Below are 20861 nucleotides of genomic sequence, written 5' to 3' on the forward strand. Positions count from 1 at the left end.
GGCGAACTCTCCTGCACAACCAGCGTGCCAGCCGGGCTCTTCGCTCAGCGGGGTCCTCACCGAACACGACGTTGCCTTCTTCGATGTCATCGTCGCCGTCCTGGGTGCGCGAGCGCGTCGGCTCCAGGATGGTCTTGACGCACTTCGTCTTTCGGCCTCGACGGAAGGAACAGCGCTGCCACGACGGCGCCCAGCAACGTGACGCCCGCGGCCACATAGGAACCGGCGGTCAGTCCATCCAGGAATGCGGAATCGGCGGCCGCGGAGAGGGATCGGCCGAGGTCGGGTGCACCGGCGCCGGCGAGCCGGTCGGCCGCGACCGTGGCCGACCCCACCGATTCCTCGGCGACGGAGACGACCGGAGCCGGCAACTCGCGGGCCACGTCGGACTCGGCGAATGACGATGCGTACAGGGAGGCGTACACGCTGCCGATGACGGCGACGCCGAGTGTGCCGCCGACTTCGCGCGTCGCGTCGTTCATCGCCGAACCGATGCCTGCCTTGTCGCGCGGGACCGCACCCATGATGGCTTCCGTCGCCGGGGCCGACGTGAGGCCCAGACCGAGTCCGAGCGGAACCATCTGCAGGGCGATCTCGAGGTAGCCGGTCGACGCGCTGAGCGTCGAGATCCACAGAAATGCCACCGTGAACAAGACCAGCCCGGTGCTGACCACCACTTTGTTGCCGTATCGGACGGCCAGAGCCGTGCCGAGCACGGAACCGACGGCGATCGACGCGGCGACCGGGATGAACTTCAGGCCGGTCTCGAGCGGCGGGAAGTCCCGCACCAGCTGGAAGTACTGGGTGATGAGGAAGATGAAGCCGAACAGTGCGAAGTAGGCGAAGGTGACCGATGCGCTCGCAGCGGTGAACCTCATGTTCGTGAACAGCCGGACGTCGATCATCGGCTCGGCCCGGGAGCGCTCCCAGAACACGAGAGCGATGAACGCTGCCGCGGTGACGGCGAAGCCGGCCAGTGACGCCGGGCTGGTCCATCCGTGTTCGGGGGCTTCGATGATGGTGAACACCAGCGTGCCGACCGCCAGGACCGAGAGCACGAGCCCGCCGTAGTCGATACGCGGCGTGGCCGGATCCCGAGACGTGGTGACCACCGCGACCGTGGCGACGATGGAGATCAGCGCGGCCCCGGCGAGCGCGAGGAACACACTCCCCCACCAGAACGACTCGAGCAGCCATCCGCCGAGGATCGGCCCGCAGGCGACCCCCAAACCGGTTGTCGCGCCCCAGATACCGATCGCCTTGGCCTTCTCGGCTCGTTCGGTGAAGACGTTCGACAGGATCGACAGCGTGGTGGGGTAGACGAATGCGGCACCCAGGCCCATCACCGCCTGCCAGAAGATCAGCTGGCCGGAGCTGTCGGCGAAGGACGCTCCCACCGCGCCGCCGCCGAAGATGGCCAGCCCGCCGATCAACGCCCCTTTGCGCCCGAAGCGGTCACTGAGGCTGCCGAAAGCGAGCACAAACGTCGCGAAGAGCAGGTTGTAGGCGTCGACGATCCACTGGAGTTGCCGGTTGTCGGCGCCCAGTTCCACCGCGAGCGACGGCAGGGCGACGTTGATCGCGGTGGTGGCCAGACTGATGGCGAGGGTCGCAGTACACAGCACCAGCAGCACCAGGGCCGGCGGCATCTGCCGGCGGGATGGGAATGGGAGAGTCACTGCTTTATTATTTCAAGTACTCAGTAGATAAAGTCAAGTGTAGGATGTGGGCGTGAAGTCCTACCGCCAGTTCTGCGCGTTGTCCCGCGCACTGGACGTGATCGGCGACCGATGGAGCCTGCTGATCGTCCGCGAGCTCCTCATCAGCCCCAGCAGATACTCGGACCTGCAACGCGCCCTGCCGGGAATCGCGTCGAATCTCCTGGCTCAGCGGCTGCGCACGCTCGAGGACGACGGAGTGATCACCAGTCGCGCCGAATCCGCACCGGTCTCGGCGAAGGTGTACTCGCTGACCGCCTGGGGCCACGCACTACGCGGCCCACTGGTCGAGATGGCGCGCTGGGGGGCACCCCTGATGATGGACGGCTCCGGCGATGACCACACCCGCGGCCGGTGGCTCGTCTTCGCGATCATGGCCCTGTATCCCGAGCCGCGGGAACTGCCCGACGACGCTGCTTTCCCGGCAGTGCGACTCCGGATCGACACCGACGGCGACTCCCTGCTCCTGGTCGCGGGCGACTCGGGCGTGCACACATCGCCGGCCACGGACGATCCCGAGGTCGACGCAGTGATCAGCGGTGATTCGGAAGCCGTCTTCGCCCTCCTGGCCGGACAGCACACCGCACCGACTGCAGTGTCGATCACCGGCAACGAGGACACCCTCCGACGCGTCCGCAGCCTGACCTCGATGGCCCTACCCGCCACTCAGACACGGACGCCCGCCGACCACGGGTGACACCGCTCGAACACACGTGCGAAACTGGACGTGTGGGCATGAAGTGGATCGGCGGTGACAACGGCCAGCCACACCGACCGGCCTTTGTCCGCGTCGGCCACAAGGCGGTGCTGATCGATCTGGGTGCGCTGTATCCCAACGCACCGCATTTCAGCGGCGAGTATCACCCCGACGGGCTACAGATCCGGTCCGTGCACCTCGGGGTTCTCACCGAGTGGGGGCGGGACGAATGGGGTGCCTGGTACGGGAAGGTCACCTACACGATCACCTCCAAGGACCGGCAGGAGAAGGTCACCCACTGGGTGCCGTCGTGGGCGTTGCGCCCGGCCGGTGACCGCCCGCCCGGGCGACGGTGAACGCCAGGGATCAGCGCGACCCTCACCGGATCAGCGGGTCCCGTGGCAGCCCGAGGATGCGTTCGGCGATCTGGTTGCGGGTGATCTCCGAGGTTCCACCCGCGATCGACATCCCGCGTGCGCCGAGTATCAGCAGACCGGCCAGCTTGCCGGGGCCCGCCGAGAACGCGACGTCGGGTCCGAGCAGTTCCGCGGCGAGATGGGCGCGATCACCGAGGTGTTCGGCGAGAAGCAGTTTCGTGACATTGCCCTCGGGTCCGGGGGCCGCGCCGACGACCGATCGGGCCGCACGACGCAGGTTCAACAGTCGCAGCGCATCCTCGACGGCGAAGAACTCACCGACCTTCGTCGCCGCCCCGTCGACCCGGTCCCCGTAGCCCGCGACGAGCGCCACCATCTGCCGCACCGCCCCGTCGCTGCCCGGTGCACCGCCGCCGATGCTGACCCGCTCGTTGCCGAGGGTCGCGCGGGCGACGGCCCAGCCGTCGTTCGGCGTGCCCACGACGTCGGCGTCGGGGACGAAGACGTCGGTGAAGAACACTTCGTTGAACTCGGATCCGCCGGTGATCTGACGCAGCGGACGCACCTCGACCCCGGGTGCCGACATGTCGATCACAACGGCGGTGATGCCCTTGTGTTTGGGGGCCTCCGGGTCGGTCCGAACCGTCGCCAGACCCCGTCGGCACAGGTGTGCGCCGCTGGTCCAGACCTTCTGGCCGTTGATGCGCCAGCCCCCGTCGACGCGCGTGGCCCGCGTGCTGACCGCCGCCGCGTCCGATCCCGCGCCCGGCTCGGAGAACAACTGACACCACACCTCGTCCCCGAGCAGCGCCGGCCGCACGAACCGGTCGATCTGGTCCGGCGTGCCCTGCTGGATGAGGGTGAGGATGACCCACCCGGTGATGCTGTAGTCGGGCCGCTGCACGCCCGCCGCGGCCATCTCCTCCTCGATGACGAGTTGTTCGACGGAGTCCGCGGCACGTCCCCACGGGGTGGGCCAGTGCGGCATCACATACCCGGTGTCGATCAGCCTCTCCCGTTGAGCGGCGGGATCGTCGAGCGCCGCGATCTCGGCGATGTCAGCGCGTACACGGGTCCGCAGTTCCTCGGCTTCCGGCGGAAGGTCGAGGCTGTTGGCACGGACGATCCCGGAGGCGGAGTACTCGTACACGTCCCGGGCGGGTCGCTGCCCGCCGAACAGCGCCTCGACCACGGTGGCGCGGCGCAGGTGCAGGTGCGCGTCGTGCTCCCAGGTGAATCCGATGCCGCCGTGCACCTGGATGTTCAGCTCCGCGTTCCTCGTGTACGTGGGCATCGCCAGCGCTGCGGCCGACGCCGCCACCAGCCCGAAGGCGTCGGCTCCCTCGTCGGCTGCCCGTGCGGCGTCCCACACCACCGCGGTCGCGGCCTCGGCGCCGACCAGCATGTTCGCGCAGTGGTGTTTGACCGCCTGGAACGAGCCGATCGTCCGGCCGAACTGCTCGCGGACCTTCGCGTAGGCCACCGCGGTGTCCAGCGCATCACGCGCCCCTCCCACGGCTTCGGCCGCGACCAGCGTCCGGGCGAGGGCCAGCGCGGTGGCGGCGAGTCTCGGCAGACGGACGACGGCGGCGTCCGACAGCGACGCCCTCGCCGACAGTCGGGTCGGGTCGAGGTCGGCGTGCGCGCCCACCTCGACACCGGAGTCCGACGACTCCACCACCAGCACGTCGTCGTCGGCGATGAGCACCAGCAGATCCGCCAGTGGGGCGCCGAGCACCGCGTCGACGTCACCGGAGATCACACCACCGGACTCGATCAGTCCCGGCGCGAGTGCGACACCCGCCGTGATCGTGCCGTCGACGAGTGACCTCAGCCAGCGGGCTCGCGTGTCGTCATCGGCATGGTTCAGGATCGCCGAGGCGATCACGGTCGGCAGGAACGGGCCCGGCGCCACCGCGCGGCCGAATTCCTCTGTCACGACCACCAACTCGGCCACACCGAAACCGGAGCCGCCGTATTCCTCGGCGACGTGCAGCCCCAGCCAGCCCAGATCGGCGATCTCCGGCCAGAATGTGGGTCTGGCCTCCTCGGCTGCGTCGAGACGGTCTCGCGCCTGCGCCCGCACCTTGCGGTCGACGGTGAATTCGTGCACCACCGATGCGAGTTCGACGTGGTCTTCGGTCAGGGCGATGCTCATGACGGCTCCCGGGATCGTCGGTCACCCGATCACACCATCTCCACCCGTTCCGTTGTGGACGCTTGAGACAAAATCATCGAATCAGTTCCCGCCGCGCCCGCTGCACGATCGGGTCGGGGAACGGCACGGCATCGACCAGGTCCCTCGTGTACCGGTCCTCGGGCCTGGTGAGCACATCCCGCGCCGTCCCGCTCTCGACGACCCCGCCGTTGCGCAGGACGACGACACGATCCGCGACCTGCTCGACGACGGCCAGGTCGTGGCTGATGAAGATCGCCGCGAACCCGAATTCGCTTTGCAGATGCAGGAAGAGGTCGAGTACCCGAGCCTGCACGGAGACGTCCAGGGCACTCGTCGGCTCGTCCGCGATCAGCAGATGAGGGTCCGCCGACAGTGCCCGTGCGAGCGCGACCCGTTGCCGCTGTCCACCGGACAGCTCGTGCGGCAGGCGCTGCGCGAACGACGTGGGCAGCTGGACCGCCGAGAGGAGTTCGGCCACGCGCGCCGCCCGGTCGGCGCGCGATCCGATGCCCTGGATGTCCAATGGCTCCCGGATGGATTCGGCGACGCTGAACCGGGGATCCAGCGACGCCGTCGGGTCCTGCGGGACGAAGGCGACCCGGCGCCGGAGCGCCCGCAGCCGGGACTTCGACACCGTCGCGATGTCGTCGCCTTCGACGAGGATGCGGCCCGCCTGCACGGGTACCAGTCCCCCGATGGCACGCCCGAGTGTGGTCTTGCCCGAACCGGATTCACCGACCACGCCGAGCACTTCGCCACGCCGCACGGTCAGCGACACGTCCGCCAGTGCGGTGTGCGGCCGGGCCCCGAACCGGCCGGTGTGACGCACGGTGATCCCCTCGACCGCGACGACCGTCTCACCGGTTCCCGACTCGTCGTCGGCCCCGTTTCCGTCGCCGCCGACCTCGCCGCCGACCTCGCCGTCGACCTCGGCGTCGGGTAATCGCGGGACGGCGGCCAGCAGCTGCCGGGTGTACGGCTCCCGCGGATTCGCGAAGATCTCGTACACATCCCCGGTCTCCACGACCTCGCCGAGCTGGACGACGACGACACGGTCCGCGATGTCCGCCACGACGCCGAGGTTGTGGGTGATCAGCAGGATTCCGGCCCCGGTGCGAGCGCGTAGCCGGACGAGCAGGTCGAGGATCTCGCGCTGGACCGAGACGTCGAGGGCGGTGGTGGGTTCGTCGGCGAGCAGGAGGACGGGATCGTTCGCGAGCGCGAGTGCGATCACCACTCGCTGCTTCTGTCCGCCGGACAACTGGTGCGGGTAGTGGTCGACCCGCGTCTGGGGATCGGGGATGTCGACGAGCGCAAGGAGTTCCACGGCGCGGGCGCGTGCCCGCTGCCGGGGGACACGTCCGTGTGCGCGCAGGGCCTGGCGCAGTTGCCATCCGATGGTCTGCGACGGATTGAGCGCCGTCTGCGGTTCCTGGAAGACCATCGCCACCCGGGCGCCGCGGATGCCGTCGAGCACGCGGTCGGGCCGGTTGAGGACCTCCACGCCGTCGACCCGCACCGATCCCGTGGCGCGGGCGGTGTCGGGGAGCAGCCCGATGGCGGCACGGGCGGTGATGCTCTTGCCGGACCCGGACTCTCCCACCAGCGCCACGATCTCGCCCCGATCGACCCTCAGGTCGATGCCCGCGACGGCCGGCCGGGGATACGAGAAGTCGACGTGCAGATCGTCGACGACGAGGGCCGCGGATCCGGTCTCCGGGGACCCGCCGTCCCGGGACGTCGTGTTCGAGCTGGTGACGGTCATCGTCCTACCCTCCGGTTGTGCGAAATGGATTGGGCGATCAGGTAGAACCCCAGGACGAGGACGGACACGACCAGCAGGGGGCCCAGCGAGAACCACGGATTGGTCTCCAGGTATCCGTTGCCGGTCGCCAGGATCGATCCCAGCGAGGGTGTCGGCGCGACCACGCCGACCCCGAGGTAGCTCAGTGCGCCTTCGATGAACACCGCCAGCGACAGCGACAGCGCGAACTGGACCGCGAGCGACTCGACCGAGTTGGGCAGGACATGTCGCAGAAGCACCCGGGGAGTCGACGCGCCGCTGACCCGCGCCGCCTCGACGTAGGGCATCTCCCGGATTCGCAACACCGAGGTGCGGGTGAGCCGACCGAAGATCGGGATCTCGGCGACGGCGATGACGATCCCCACCGTCAACGCACCGGGGCCGAGGATCGCGGTGAGCGTGATGCCGAGGATCAGGGCGGGGAACGCCAGGATCACGTCGAACACCCGCTGGGCGACGACATCGCTGACGGGACTCGAGACGGTGATCAGCCCGGCGAGGATGCCGATCGCGGCACCCACCGGGACGGCGGTGAAGATGATCAGCAGGTCGATCCGGATCCCGTGGATCACGCGCGTCAGCAGGTCGCGGTTGACCTCGTCGGTACCCAGCCAGTGTTCTGCGTTCGGCGACAACAGATACGCGCCGTCGATCTGCTGATCGGGTCCGAAAGAGGTGACGAAGGGGCCGAACACCGCCAGCAGCACGACGAGACCGACAAGCACACTGCCGACCAGTCCGGTGCCACGGAACAGGCTGCGCCACAACGGGGATCGGGAACCGTGGGCCTCGCGGTCATCCGGACTCTCGGGCAGCAGCCCGGGCGCGAGGTCGGGGTCCGGTGTGGCGCCGGTCGTCGACGCACCGGAGAAACCGGTGAGGCTGTGGGACATGTCTATTCACCTGCCAGACGGATACGGGGGTCGAGCCAGGCATGCGCGATGTCGGCCAGCAACTGGATGATCACGAAAACGGCCACCGAGAGCAGGACGAGCACCTGGACGAGGGGGTAGTCGCGCGAGAAGATCCCCTCCTCGGTGAGGAGACCGAGGCCGGGCCACCCGAAAATCGACTCGACCAGCACAGCGCCGCCGAGCAGCGCACCGACCGTCAGTCCGAGAGCGGTGAGAGTGGGTGGAAGAGCATTGCGCAGAGCGTGTCTCACGACGATGTCGGAATGCGACACCCCCAGCGCGCGGGCGGTCAGCACGTAGGGCTGCCGCAACTCGGTGCGGATCGACTCGGTGAGGAACCGTGCCAGCATGGCGCCCGCCGGGAGGCCGAGCGTGAGTGCGGGCAGCAGCAGATACTGCGCGCTGATCTGCAGACTGTCGGTGAATCCGTCGGGTGGTGTTCCGCCGGCCGGCAGCCATCGGAGGCGGACCCCGAACACCAGGATCAGCACGGTCCCGACGACGAACGTCGGCAATGCGATCGCGGCCGCGTTCACGCTCGTGAGCACGGCGTTGACGATCCTGTTGTCCCACAGCGTCGCCGCCAGGCTCAGCCCGAAGGCCAACACCAGCGCGACGACGAGCGCGGCACCGGTGAGGATCAGTGTGTTCGTCAGGCCGTAGGCGATGAGGTCGCCGATGCTGCCGCCGACCTGATAGCTCTGGCCGAAGTCGAGGGTCAGGAGACTGCCGATCCAGGTGGCGTACTGCGCGATGAAGCCGCGGTCCAGACCGAGGTCGTGCCGGATGGCCTCGAGTGCCTCCGGCGACGCGTCGGGCCCGGCGAGAGCCGCCTCGGGGCCACCCGGGATGAGTCGCACGATGGAGAAGATGAGCAACGACGCGACCGCGAGCACGATGATGGCGGTCGGCAGCCGACGGGCCAGGTATCCGAACATGTCTACTGCTTCCCCGCCGAGGTGAGAAATGCGTTGGCGAGATGGAGTTGGTTGCGCCGGTCCCAGTCGATGTTGCCCACGGAGGCCGCGGTCGCCACCTTCATCAGCACGACACCCACCTCGACGAGGAACAGGTCACGCAGCCAGATGTCGTCGAGTTGCCGGTAGGCGGCGAGGGCTTCCGGCGATGAGCCGTCCGGAACGGTCCACGCCGCCTCGGCCGCGGCCGCGTACGCCGCGTTCACATAGTTCGACGAGTTCTTGGCCGCATTGAACGGATACGCCGACACCGCGAGTGTCGACGGCGTGAACTGAGCGAAACCGTGTTGCAGCAACCACAATCCGGCGAACTCGCCGCCGATGAGCTTCGACGCCTGCTGGGTCCGGTCGTTGGGTACCAGCTCCACGGTGATCCCGATGTCCTTGAGGTTGGACTGGACGATCTCGGCGATGATCCGGTCGACGCCCTGCGTCGAGAAGTCCAGCGACAGCGGAGGAATGGGACCGACTTCGGCGAGCAGGGCCCGTGCCCGACGGAGATCGCGGGTGTAGGTCGCGTTGTCGTCGGGCCGGAAGGCGGGCGACCATTCCGGCCACGGCAGGTTCACCGGGTATCCACTCCCCCGATAGACATCCGAGATGATCCGTTTCCGGTCGATCGCGTACGCGATGGCGCGGCGGACCCGGACGTCGGACAGCACCGGATTGGTGACATTGATGCCGACATACTGCTGAGACTCGGCACCGGTCAGGGTGATCTCCTCGAAGCCGTACCGCGAGGTGACCAGTTGCTGGTCGTGGTGGCTGAGTCCCTCCGCCACGTCGAGCTGCCCCGTCCGCAGGCGGGTGGACAACGATTGCTGGTCCTTGACCACCACGAACCGGACGGCGTCCAGAGGAGGCGCGCCGCCCCAATACCGTTCGTTACGCACCAGGCGGACCGCGGAATTCGGTTGCCATGACTCGAACCGGAACGGGCCGGTGCCGTTGAACCGCTTGCCGCCTTGAGGTCTGCCAACGTGTTCCCGTCGATGACGGGAGCCGAGTCGAGCAGGTCGAAGATGTTGCTCAGCGGATGGGCGAATTCGAGCACGATGCGGTGCGGGTCGGTGGTGTCGAAGCCGGTGATGGCCGCGGCCGTTCGTTTGAACTGCGGGGTCCACGGACCACCGACGTATGCCCTGATCGAATGCTCCACGTCCGTGGCCACGAACGGCCGGCCGTCGTGGAACGTCACGTCCCGGCGCAGATCCAGGGCCAGCGACCGTCCGTCCGGGGACAGCTGCCAGCCGGTCGCCAGCGAGGGCTCGACGGTGAGCGAGTCCCGTGCGTAGCGGATCAGTGTGTCGTAGGTGTTCGCCACGACATGACCGTTGAGCGCACCGGTTCCGATCTGCAGAAAGGCTTTCGGACTCAGGTCGTTGAGCACGCCGACCCGCAGCTCGCCGCCGCGCGGTACGGGTTCACCCGGCTGCAGCGATCGGACCGTGGAGTTCTGTTGCCGGGACACGGCGGACTGGCAACCGGCCACCGCGAACAGAGTCGCGATGACCACGACCAGTGTGCAGCACACACGGACGCTTCGACGTCGGAGCATATGGTTTCGGCGTTTCTGTGATGGCTGCGCAAGTGCGCCGCAGCGCGGACCGGGATGTGGGGCGTCGACATCCACGAGCGAATGTTCGACGCCCATTCTGGCCGTCGGCCACTCGGAGATGCGTCCTTCGATTTCACCGGGATGGAACCCTTGACACCCGTGGGGCCGTACGGCACCGTGCGTCGTGCCCGGTGTCCCGACGACCCGGACGCGACGACAGGAGGACCGCCACGTGGCTGACCGCAACCCGCCCACGATTCCCGAGAATGCCCGCGGTTACCAGGGTTTCGGCGGTGTGGTCGGGCGGACCACCTCGCAGTCGGAACCCTGGTGGCCCGAGGAGAAGTCCGCGCCGCCCGGAGCGCCCAACATCGTGGTCGTCCTCATCGACGACATGGGTTACTCGGACATCGCGCCGTTCGGCGCCGAGATCGACACACCCAATCTCGATCGGCTGGCGCGCAACGGAATCCGGTTGAGCAACTATCACACCACCCCGGTGTGTTCACCGGCACGAGCCGCTCTGCTCACCGGCCTCAACCCGCATCGCGCGGGCTACGGGAGCGTCGCGAACTCGGACCCGGGTTTTCCCGGCCTCCGTCTCGAATTGGCCGACGACGTGCTGGCGCTGCCGGAGATCCTCCGTGAATCCGGTTATGCGACCTACGCCGTCGGGAAATGGCATCTGGTCCGCGACGCGAACATGGGTCCGGGACGCGACCGGGGATCATGGCCGCTGCAGCGCGGTTTCGACAGCTACTACGGTTCGCTCGAGGGCCTCAACTCGTTCTTCTACCCCAATCAGCTCATCGCCGACAACTCGGTCGTCGACGTCGAGACGTATCCCGAGGACTACTACGTCACCGACGACCTCACCGATCGCGCCATCGGGCAGATCAAGAGTCTGCGCGCACAGGACCCCACCAAGCCGTTCTTCCTGTACTTCGCCCACATCGCGATGCACGGTCCGCACCAGGTGAAGGAGTCCGATCTCGCCAGATACCGCGGCCGGTATGCCGACGGCTGGGATGTCGTGCGACAACAACGCTTCGAGCGCCAGAAAGCGGAGGGGTTGTTCGACGCCGGTACCCGCATGGCCGAGCGCAACACCGAACCGGGATACGACGCCCCGCCGTGGGCGGACCTCACGGTCGAGGAGAAGCGGCGTTTCCAGCGCTACCAGGAGGTCTACGCCGCCATGGTCGACAGCGTCGACCAGAGCGTCGGCCGGGTCCTGGACACGCTGGACGAACTCGGCGAGCTCGACAACACCATCGTCGTCTTCACCTCGGACAACGGCGGGACCGCCGAAGGCGGCCCGTCCGGGACCCGTTCGTATTTCAGTCAATTCGTCCACGGACCGGTGCCGCCGGACTGGGAGCGCGACGTACCGCACGACGAGGATCTCATCGGGTCACCCGATCTGGGGGTGCACTATCCGCGTGGCTGGGGCCAGGCGTCGAACACACCGTTCCGCTTCTACAAGGGCCAGACCTTCGCCGGCGGCGTCCGGGTGCCGTTCGTCATCTCGTGGCCCGCCGGCCTGTCGCGAGACCCCCGGGACAATGGCGTGCGACGGCAGTTCTCGTACGTGACCGACGTCGTCCCGACGCTCCTCGAACTCGCCGGGGTGGACACCCCCACCCACCGGCACGGACGGCCCGCCCAGGAGCGGGACGGCGTGAGTGTCGTGGATTTCCTCCGGAATCCGTCTGCGGAGTCTCCCCACATCGAGCAGTACGCCGAGTTCGGCGGACATCGCGGGTTCTATCGCGACGGCTGGAAACTGGTGTCCTTGCATCAGGATCCGGCGGCGGTGGACGATCCGGTCTGGGAACTGTACGACGTCACGAACGATCCCGCCGAGACCCGCGATCTGGCTGCGACGCATCCCGACAAGGTCACCGAGCTGGCCCGTGCCTGGGACGAGGCGGCGTGGCACAACACGGTGTTCCCGCTGTTCGACTCGCCCGCGGCACAGTCCCGCCGCCGGCCCGCGGAGGAGCGCCTGAGCGACCCGGTGCGGATCCTCGCCGGCACGCCGGCCCTGGAGCGGTACCGCTCGAGTCGATTGATCGCCTACCGCGACTTCGACATCGAGGCCGAACTCGACGGATGGACTCCCGACGCCGAGGGCGTCGTGGTCGCGCATGGAGACCCCCAGGGCGGGTACCTGCTGTATGTCGAGTCGGGCTCGGCGCATTTCGTGTTCAACGCCTACGGTCGCCGGCACCGCGTGTCGGGTCCGATGCCGTCGGGTACCACCCGGCTCGTCGTCCATGCCGTCGCGACGCCCTCGGTGCGCTGGGGATTCACGATCGAGGCGGCGGCCGGCGAACATTCGTCGGTCATCGCGAAGCTCGACGATCAGGTGCAGCTGGTCGGCATGGCGCCGTGGACGGGCATCTCGGTGGGCGTGGACGCCCGCGGGCCGGTGGATCCCGATCTCCGGAGGCGCCGGGGCGTGTTCCGGTTCGGCCCAGCGCTTCGCGCGGTGACCTACCGCCCCGGAACGGTGCGGGTCCCCGCCGATGTCCGGCGCGAGATCGACCAGGCCGCCGAGTCCTCGGCGGACTGACGCTTCCGATCACCGTGAGCGATTACCTCGATCGCATCGCCATCGTGGTGATCTCATGAATCCGATTGCCACGAAACGACATCGAGAAGAGAGGACACGAGATGACCTTGGCGCAGATCGAGGACCGGACCGAGCGCGAGCAGGCGGCGCATCGGATCTACCGCGACGCGGGGATCACCGTCGACAAGCTCGGCGAGCACATCGGGGCCCGCGTCGGGCAGGTGCGGCTCGGCGGGGACATCGCCCCGGAACAGGTGGAGGCGATCCGGCTGGCGCTCGCGATCAACAAGACGATCGTCTTCGAAGGCCAGGATCAGCTCGACGACGCCAGCCAGTACGCCTTCGCCGAGCTCCTGGGCGATCCCACCGCACCTCATCCCACGGTGACCTCACGCGGTGAGCAGTTGCTGACCATCGAGGGTGCGGCGAACAGCTGGCACTCGGACGTGACGTTCGTCGATCGCATCCCGAAGGCGTCCATTCTCCGCGCCGTGACGCTGCCCGCCTACGGCGGCGCGACCACCTGGGCGTCGACGGTGGCGGCCTACGAACAGCTGCCGAAACCGCTGCGCGCACTGGCGGAGGAACTGTGGGCCACCCACACCAACCTGTACGACTACGTCAGCCAGTCGGAACCTTCGGGGGGAATCGACGTCAGCCGCAAGGCCGATCACTACAAGGAGTTCACCAGCTCGGAGTACCAGACGCTGCACCCCGTCGTCCGAGTCCATCCCGAGACCGGCGAACGCAGCCTGCTGCTCGGGCACTTCGCCAAGGAGTTCCGCGGCCTCAAGAGTTCGGAGTTCGCCGACCTCTACCAACTCCTCCAGGCTCGCATCGTGAAGCTGGAGAACACCTTCCGGTGGAATTGGAAGCTCGGCGACGTGGCGATCTGGGACAACCGCGCCACGCAGCACTACGGCATCGCCGACTTCGGCAACCAGAAGCGCGAACTGCACCGCATCACGCTGGCCGGCGATGTACCGGTGGACGTCCACGGTCAGTCCAGCCAGATTCTCCAGGGCGACGCGACGCACTACTCGGTCGTCGAGGAACCCGCACGTCTGTCGGTGTTCGCGGCCTGAACCTCCCCGGCCACCACCGGCCGGGTACCCGGCGGTCACAGATCTCGGCCCGACCGCCGGGTACCCCGAGACCGGCGAGACCGCGTTGTGACGGAGAACTCCCGACGATCCGTCGTGATCCGGGTTCATCCGCCCGTCGGCTGGGTACCCCACCGCTACGCACTGGTGATGGGGAGAACCCGCCACCTGCACACCGCTCAGGCACCCTGGGGCGAGCAGCCAGGGTGATGAGTGTGCCGGGTGCAGACTGGAGCAGACATGGCCATCACCGACATCGCGGGGTACGCACACCTCTCTGACGCCGACATCGATTCGCTCGCTTGCGAACTGGACTCGATACGGTCCGACGTCGAAGCCGATCGGGGCGCGAGCGATGCGCGCTACATCCACCGCGCGGTCGCGCTGCAGCGATCGCTGGAGGTCGCCGGACGGGCGGTGTTGGTCTTCTCCAGACGCCGGCCGGCATGGATCGTCGGAACGGGCCTGCTCGCATGCGCGAAGATCATCGAGAACATGGAACTGGGCCACAACATCATGCACGGGCAGTGGGATTGGATGAACGATCCCGAACTGCACAGCGCCAAGTGGGAATGGGACCAGGTCGGGCCGTCCGCCCAGTGGAAGCAGGCACACAACTACTCCCATCACGTCTACACCAACATCGTCGGAATGGACGACGACATCGGATTCGGCGTCATCCGCATGACCCGCGACGTCCCGTGGCGACCGATCAACGCGCTGCAACCGCTCGCCAACATCGTGCTGGCACTGACATTCGAGTGGGGCATCGCCAGGCACGACCTCGACGCGGAGAAGGCCAGAGAGGCCGCGGCGGCGGAAGCGGCACCCGCGAGACTGCCGGCCCCACGGGCGCGAAGCCGCCGCGAGTTCTCCCGCAAGATCGGCAGGCAACTCCTCAAGGACTTCGTCGTCTTCCCCGCGTTGACCGGACCCGCGTTCCGTTCGACCATGACCGCGAACCTCACCGCGAACGTGCTCCGCAACCTGTGGGCGTACGTGGTGATCTTCTGCGGACATTTTCCCGACGGCGCCGAGAAGTTCACCATGAGCGACTTCGCATCCGAGACCCGGCCGCTCTGGTATCTACGACAAATGCTGGGCAGCGCGAACTTTCGTGCCGGACCGGTCATGGCGTTCATGAGCGGCAACCTGTGCTATCAGATCGAGCACCACCTGTTTCCCGACCTTCCCAGCAATCGCTACCGTCAGATCTCCCGTCGCGTGCAGGCACTGTGCGAGCGCTACGACCTTCCCTACACCACGGGCTCCCTGGCACATCAGTACCTGCTCGCGCTCCGCACCGTTCACAAACTGGCTCTCCCCGACCGATTCCTCCGTCGTTCGTCACACGACGCCCCGGAGACCGGTTCGGAACAGCGATTCCGCTCCGTGGTCCCGAGGGTGGACAGCGTCAGTCCGGGAGTCGGCCGACGGACCGGTCTCCGGAGTGCCCTGGCCGGTCACCCTCGACAACGTGTCGCTGCGGGTCCGACGCCCACTGCGAGAACGAGCCCGGGAACAGCGCTGCGTCGATACCGGTGATGGCGAGCGCCGCGATCTGGTGCGCCGCGTTGATCCCGGAACCGCAGTAGACCACCGCGCCGGACGCGGTCTCCGGGTCGAGGCCGACACCCGCGAATCGCCGCCGCAGCTCATCGGCCGGACGGAAGCGCCCGGACGCGTCGACGTTGTCCGCCGTCGGGACACTGATGGCCCCGGGGATGTGACCCGCGCGCGGGTCGACCGGTTCGGACTCGCCCCGATAACGTTCGGCGGCGCGGGCGTCGAGCAGGTGTTCCGGCCCGGCCGCCACGTCGTCGATCGTCGCGACCGGCAGGTGCCCGGCGGCGAGCGTCACTCTGCCGGGTCGCGGCCGACCGCCGTCGCCTGTCGTCGTCCGCAGGCCCTCGGCACGCCATGCCGCCAGACCGCCGTCGAGGAGTCGCACGTCGGCGATCCCGGCCCAGCGCAGCAGCCACCAGGCGCGGGCGGCCGCGAGATTTCCGGAGTCGTCGTACACCACCACCGGCACGCCGTCGTCGATCCCCCAGCGCCGGGCCGCGTCCTGGAGGTCGGCGACGGCGGGCAGCGGGTGTCGTCCGCCGACCGGGCCCGACGGCGGGGCCGCCAGTTCGGAGTCGAGGTCGACGTAGACCGCGCCGGGGATGTGACCCTCGCGATACGCACGCCGGCCGTCGAAGTCGCCCAACTGCCAGCGCACGTCCAGCAGCACCGGCGGCGTCGCCAGCAGCATCTCGGCCAGGTCGAGTGGATCGATGACGACGTCGCTCATGGCGGCGAGGGTACCAACGGGCCGCGATGGAAGAATGGGACGAACCGCCCGAGTCCGGGCACTCACGTCAACGCTGTCGACATCGACAGCATCGTCAACAACAGGGGGTCCCGTTCGTGGCGCTGTTCTCCGCCGTCGTCTTCGGACTCATCACCTTCTGGCTGCACCGGCGCATCGTCCGGGCCACCGCGCTTCCCCGACCGTGGTCGATCATCGCCGACATACTGCTGGTGATGCTGTGGGCACTCGTCCTCGTCGGCTTCGCCGCCGGACGCTCGGTGGACCCGTCGTGGTCACGGCCGTTCGCCTTCGTCGGCCTCGTGTGGATGGCGGCGGTCCTCTATCTGTTCCTGGGCCTCGCGGTGATCGGCCTCGTCTCGTTCGCGGCGCACGTCGTCCGGTCGATCCGCCGACGCCGGTCGGGTGTGCAGGACACCCCCGCGCTCGCGGCCCGCCGGCTCGGCCGACTCCGCGGTGCCACCGCGACGGTGGTGGTCCTCGCTCTCGCCATCACCGGTTACGGGGTGTTCGAGGCATCCCGGCCGCAGGTCGTCGACGTCGACGCCACCCTGCCGGGACTGCCCGCGCAGTTCGATGGCACGCGCATCGCCGTGGTGTCGGATCTGCACGTGGGTCCGGCCCGCGACGCGTCGTTCACGCAACGCGTCGTCGATCAGGTCAATGCGGAAAAGCCCGACCTCGTCGTCCTCGTCGGCGACCTCACCGACGGGACCATCCCGTACGTCCGCGACACCCTCGAACCGCTCGCCGATCTCCGGGCTCCGCTGGGCGTCTTCGGTGTCAGCGGAAACCACGAGTACTACGCCGACGACGGCGGTCGGTGGCTCGACGTCTGGGAAGAATTCGGCGTGCGGACGCTGCGCAACGCCCGGGTGCCCCTCGAGGTCGACGGCGCGACGATCCAGCTGGCCGGGGTCCACGACTACACCGCCCCGGAACCGTATGAACCGGATCTGCCTGCCGCCCTGTCGGGTTCGTCAGCCGAGGACTTCGTCCTGTTGCTCGCCCACCAGCCGCGGCAGGCCTTCGAGGCCTCCGATCTGGGTGTCGACCTGCAGCTGTCGGGCCACACCCATGGCGGGCAGATGTGGCCCATCCGCTATCTGGTACGCGCCCAGCAGCCGACCGTCACCGGCCTGGACGAGGTCGGTGACACCGCCGTGTACACCACCCGCGGCGCCGGGGCGTGGGGTCCCCCGGTACGGGTCCTCGCCCCGCCGGAGATCACGATGCTCACCCTGCGATCTGACGCGCCCTGAGTACTCGCTCAGGCAGCAGCGGGGCCGTTGATGTCCGACGGATGGGTCGCCAGCGGGGTGACCTTGATCTGCATGTACGGGAACAGCGGCAGGCCCGACAGCAGCGCGTGCAGTTCGTCGTTCGACTCGACGTCGAAGATCGAGAAGTTGGAGTACTCGCCGACGATCCGCCAGATGTGCGGCCACTTGCCCGCCCGCTGCAGATCCTGGGAGTACGCCTTCTCCCTCGCGACGGTGTCGGCCCGCACGTCGGGGTCGAGATCGTCGGGAATGGAGACGTCCATCCGTACGTGGAACAGCATCACTTCTCCGGGTCGAGCACGAAGTCGTAGGAGACCGTGTAGCCACCCTTGCCGTCGGCCTGCGGATCGAGCACGAGTTCGGGCTTGACGGCGCTGGCGACGTCGTCGTCGTTGTGCGGGTCGCCCGGGAAGTACAGCTGCGCGGTGAGCTGCTCGTGGCCCGGCGCCGACACCTTGAGGTGCAGGTGCGCGGGACGCCACGGATGCCAGCCGGCCGCGGAGATCATCTTCCCGCACGAGCCGTCGGTCGGGATCATGTACGGCGCGGGCCGAATGGTGGTGATCTCGAACCGGCCGTCGTCGTCGACGGTGAAGGTGCCGCGGAGGTTCCATTCCGGGATCCCCGGGGCGAACTGGGAGTAGAAGCCGTCGTCGTCGGCGTGCCAGAGTTCGACCGTGGCGCCGGCCAGTGCGGTGCCATCACACGACCGGACCTGACCGGTCCACAGGAGTGGATCGCCGGATTCGTCGTCGCGCATCGGGAGGGTGCCCTTGGCGCCGAGTTCCGGTGCGTCCGGGACGTAGTACGGGCCCTCGATGCTGCCCTTGTTGCCCTGGCGGTGCTCGGTGGCCACGTCCTCGACGACGTGCTCGACCCACACGTCGAGGAACAGCGGCCACTCCCCGTCCTCGCCGACGTTGATGAGCCACGCCTTCAGGGCGTTGTACTCGTCGTAGGTGACCTTGTGCTTGCGGATGGTCTCGTGCACGCCGGCGAGGACCTCGTTGATGAGGGTGGAGACACGCTCGGGCGGAGTGTCCTTGACGGCCTCGAACGGCGACTTGTCCGCGTGGAACCGCTCGGTCGCCGAGGCGCCGGACGCGGCGGCGGTGGCGACTTCCTGGGGATGCTCGGTGGTGGTCATGTCCTTCTCCTTGTTGCTCCGGGTTCGTGGGGCTGCCACGAAAGGTGTTGGGGGGGCGGTGCTTTCAGTTGTCGGTGCGGTACTGCTCGAGCTTGTCCGGATCGATCTCGAAACCGATGCCCGGCGCGGTCGAGCGGTGCAGGTGGCCGTCACGGATCTGCAGCGGTTCGGCCAGCAGGTCGTCACTCATGTCGAGGAAGTTCGACAGCTCACCGGCGTAACGCGAGGTCAGATCGAAGGCGCTGCCGAACGCGAGCGCACAGGCCGTCCCGACCTGGCCGTCGATCTGGTTGCCCATGACGACCGGTACGCCCAGGCCCTCGGCGAGGTGGTGGATGCGGCGCGACGTGGTGAACCCCGAGCGTGCGGTCTTGATGCTGATGGCGGTCGCCGACCGGCCGAGGATCTCGCGGGTGACGTCGGCGGGGGTGGGCACCGATTCGTCGGCGATGAACGGCACCGCCAGCTGTTCGACGAGCCAGCGCCGGCCGAGCACATCTGCTGCGTCACAGAGCTCTTCGGCGAACAACAGATCGAGGTCGGCCATCTCCCGCATGGCTCGCGCGGACTCGGCGGCCGACCAGCCCCGGTTGCCGTCGACGTACAGTTCGACGTCGCCGCCGAACCGCTCGCGGAGGGCGCGGACGACCGCGGTGTCGAGGGAGGCGGGGTGACGCCCGACCTTCACCTTGAACGTGCGGATCCCGTAGGTGTCGACCATTTTCTCGGCTTCGGCGACCATCGCGGCCGGCTCGGCGAAACCGAGCATGTGGCTGACCCGCATCCGGTCGGTGTAGCCACCGAGCATGTCGCCGACCGGGAGTCCGAGAACCTTGCCCAGGGCGTCCCAGATCGCCATGTCCACAGCCGATTTCGCGGCCGGATTGCCGATCGTCCGGGCCATCCGGGCGGCGACGACCTCACGCTCGAGCAGGGTGAGGCCGACGACGGCAGGCGCGAAGATTCCCTCGATCACGGCGATGATGCCGTCCTGGGTCTCCCCGTAGGTGAAGGGCCGGGGCGGCGCCTCGGCGACGCCGACCACCCCGGCGTCGGTGTGCACCCGGACCAGCACGTGGGTCGCGGCGTGCACCTCACCGGAGGCGAACAGCAGCGGCTTCACGTAGGGGATGGCGAACGGTATCGCCTCCACAGCAGTGATTTTCACGATGTCTCTCCAGATCGCGCACCCGGACGGGCGCTCACGGAACGATGGTCGGCGAGCGGGGTCTCGCCGGGATCGGGGGCGAAGGCGTCGACGATGACCTCGGCGACCGCGGCGACGACCGGGTCGTCGGCGCCCGACCTCCACGCGAGTGCGACCTCGACGGTGTCGGCGTCGGCGAGGTCGCGCACCACGAGGCCGTCGAGAGGCAGCGAACGCACCGAGGCCGGCAGCAGGGAGACACCCAGGCCGGCGGCGACCAGCGCCAGCAGCACGGCGGTACCCGGCGCCTGGTGAGCCCGATGCGGAACGAAACCCGCTGCGCGACAGGCACGCACCGCGGCATCGTTGACCGCCGAGTCCCGGCTGTCGTAGAGCACGAACGGCTCGTTGCGAAGGTCGGCGACCGAGACCACGGGTTCGACGGCGAGGCGGTGATCGACCGACACCGCGAGCACCATCGGCTCGACATCGATCACCTTCGTCTCGATGTCCTCACCGATCGCCGGCGGGCGGAGCACCCCGAGGTCGAGGCTGCCGACCCGCAGGGCATCGCACTGCCCCGGCGTGAGCATGTCGGACCGGATACGGAGATCCACGTCGGGCAACTCGCGCTTGACGACCCGTGCGATACGCGGAAGGTGGGAGAAGGCGGCGATACCGGTGATACCGACCCGGACAAGACCGCTGCGGCCGGCGGCGATCCGACGCACGCCGTCCACGGCTTCGTCCACGCCGGCGAGGATCCGTTCGGTCTGGACCCTGAGGTACTGCCCGGCCGGAGTGAGCGACACCTGGCGCGTGGTCCGCGTGAACAGTGTGACGTCGAGCTCGGCCTCGAGCTGGCGGATGGCGTACGACAGCGCGGGTTGCGCCACATGAAGTGACTCCGCCGCCTGGCCGAAATGGCAGGTGTCCGCCACCGCGGCGAAATACCGCAAGTGCCGTAGTTCCATGACCCGCCTCGTCTCGCCGATCGACCCACCGCGGCTGTGACCGCGGACACGTCTCACGGTAGAGCGTCGATCCATACATGACAAAGACAAA

15 protein-coding genes and 2 pseudogenes are annotated in these 20861 nt (G+C 68.3%); 6 read left to right on the forward strand and 11 right to left on the reverse strand.

Translation table 11 applies throughout. The annotated features are described in order from the left end of the window. Positions 1 to 86: 86 nt before the first annotated feature. Positions 87 to 1649 carry an MFS transporter gene (locus AC3B5T_RS02980; RefSeq protein WP_055474463.1) on the reverse strand — a complete coding sequence of 521 codons (1563 nt, stop codon included), beginning with the start codon at positions 1647 to 1649 and terminating at the stop codon, positions 87 to 89. 82 nt (positions 1650 to 1731) lie between these two features. On the opposite strand from AC3B5T_RS02980, the gene AC3B5T_RS02985 reads away from it, so the two are divergent. Beyond that, positions 1732 to 2415, forward strand: a complete 684-nt coding sequence (locus AC3B5T_RS02985) for a winged helix-turn-helix transcriptional regulator (protein WP_035717375.1) — start codon at positions 1732 to 1734, stop codon at positions 2413 to 2415. 38 nt (positions 2416 to 2453) lie between these two features. Beyond that, positions 2454 to 2771: a hypothetical protein gene (locus AC3B5T_RS02990; protein ID WP_010842754.1), complete on the forward strand. Its 318-nt coding sequence runs from the start codon at positions 2454 to 2456 to the stop codon at positions 2769 to 2771. Positions 2772 to 2793: 22 nt separating this feature from the next. Here the strand turns inward: AC3B5T_RS02990 and AC3B5T_RS02995 are convergent, their stop codons facing one another. The 5 genes and pseudogenes from AC3B5T_RS02995 to AC3B5T_RS03015 form a co-directional block, all read right to left on the reverse strand. Next, positions 2794 to 4950: an acyl-CoA dehydrogenase family protein gene (locus tag AC3B5T_RS02995; RefSeq protein ID WP_055474464.1), complete on the reverse strand. Its 2157-nt coding sequence runs from the start codon at positions 4948 to 4950 to the stop codon at positions 2794 to 2796. A gap of 73 nt (positions 4951 to 5023) precedes the next feature. Further along, a complete protein-coding gene (locus AC3B5T_RS03000; protein WP_055474465.1) occupies positions 5024 to 6736 on the reverse strand; it encodes a dipeptide ABC transporter ATP-binding protein in 1713 nt (570 codons plus the stop codon). After that, positions 6733 to 7668 carry an ABC transporter permease gene (locus tag AC3B5T_RS03005; protein WP_055474466.1) on the reverse strand — a complete coding sequence of 312 codons (936 nt, stop codon included), beginning with the start codon at positions 7666 to 7668 and terminating at the stop codon, positions 6733 to 6735. The genes AC3B5T_RS03000 and AC3B5T_RS03005 overlap by 4 nt, the downstream gene beginning before the upstream one ends. Before the next feature lie 2 nt (positions 7669 to 7670). After that, the gene (locus AC3B5T_RS03010) at positions 7671 to 8627 is read right to left on the reverse strand and encodes an ABC transporter permease (protein WP_014928132.1); all 957 of its coding nucleotides are present in this window, start codon (positions 8625 to 8627) and stop codon (positions 7671 to 7673) included. Between the two features lie 2 nt (positions 8628 to 8629). Next, positions 8630 to 10224: pseudogene (locus AC3B5T_RS03015) on the reverse strand (ABC transporter substrate-binding protein). A 232-nt stretch (positions 10225 to 10456) separates the two neighbouring features. On the opposite strand from AC3B5T_RS03015, the gene AC3B5T_RS03020 reads away from it, so the two are divergent. The 3 genes from AC3B5T_RS03020 to AC3B5T_RS03030 all read left to right on the forward strand — a co-directional run bounded on the left by AC3B5T_RS03020 (position 10457) and on the right by AC3B5T_RS03030 (position 15450). After that, entirely contained in the window at positions 10457 to 12802 is a 2346-nt protein-coding gene (locus AC3B5T_RS03020; RefSeq protein ID WP_055474467.1) for an arylsulfatase, read from the forward strand. A 101-nt stretch (positions 12803 to 12903) separates the two neighbouring features. Continuing rightward, complete coding sequence (locus AC3B5T_RS03025) at positions 12904 to 13887, forward strand: TauD/TfdA dioxygenase family protein (RefSeq protein WP_055474468.1); 984 nt, start codon at positions 12904 to 12906, stop codon at positions 13885 to 13887. Positions 13888 to 14145: 258 nt separating this feature from the next. Then, entirely contained in the window at positions 14146 to 15450 is a 1305-nt protein-coding gene (locus AC3B5T_RS03030; protein ID WP_197282722.1) for a fatty acid desaturase family protein, read from the forward strand. On the opposite strand, the pseudogene AC3B5T_RS03035 reads toward AC3B5T_RS03030, so the two are convergent. Further along, a pseudogene (locus tag AC3B5T_RS03035) lies at positions 15362 to 16201 on the reverse strand (sulfurtransferase); the annotation flags it as partial. The gene AC3B5T_RS03030 and the pseudogene AC3B5T_RS03035 sit on opposite strands and share 89 nt — an antisense overlap. A 116-nt stretch (positions 16202 to 16317) precedes the next feature. On the opposite strand from AC3B5T_RS03035, the gene AC3B5T_RS03040 reads away from it, so the two are divergent. Further along, complete coding sequence (locus AC3B5T_RS03040; RefSeq protein WP_035717373.1) at positions 16318 to 17481, forward strand: metallophosphoesterase; 1164 nt, start codon at positions 16318 to 16320, stop codon at positions 17479 to 17481. An 8-nt stretch (positions 17482 to 17489) separates the two neighbouring features. On the opposite strand, the gene catC is transcribed toward AC3B5T_RS03040, so the two are convergent. From catC to AC3B5T_RS03060, 4 genes are all read right to left on the reverse strand, one after another. Then, on the reverse strand, positions 17490 to 17783 hold the full coding sequence (gene catC, locus AC3B5T_RS03045; RefSeq protein ID WP_010842743.1) for a muconolactone Delta-isomerase: 294 nt from the start codon (positions 17781 to 17783) through the stop codon (positions 17490 to 17492). After that, the gene (gene catA, locus AC3B5T_RS03050) at positions 17783 to 18649 is read right to left on the reverse strand and encodes a catechol 1,2-dioxygenase (protein ID WP_055474554.1); all 867 of its coding nucleotides are present in this window, start codon (positions 18647 to 18649) and stop codon (positions 17783 to 17785) included. Before catA ends, catC begins: the two co-directional genes overlap by 1 nt. A gap of 64 nt (positions 18650 to 18713) precedes the next feature. Then, entirely contained in the window at positions 18714 to 19817 is a 1104-nt protein-coding gene (locus AC3B5T_RS03055; RefSeq protein WP_055474469.1) for a mandelate racemase/muconate lactonizing enzyme family protein, read from the reverse strand. Beyond that, complete coding sequence (locus tag AC3B5T_RS03060) at positions 19814 to 20770, reverse strand: LysR family transcriptional regulator (RefSeq protein WP_055474470.1); 957 nt, start codon at positions 20768 to 20770, stop codon at positions 19814 to 19816. Before AC3B5T_RS03060 ends, AC3B5T_RS03055 begins: the two co-directional genes overlap by 4 nt. Between the last annotated feature and the right edge of the window lie 91 nt (positions 20771 to 20861).

The organism is Gordonia sp. G4 (genome assembly GCF_057770005.1).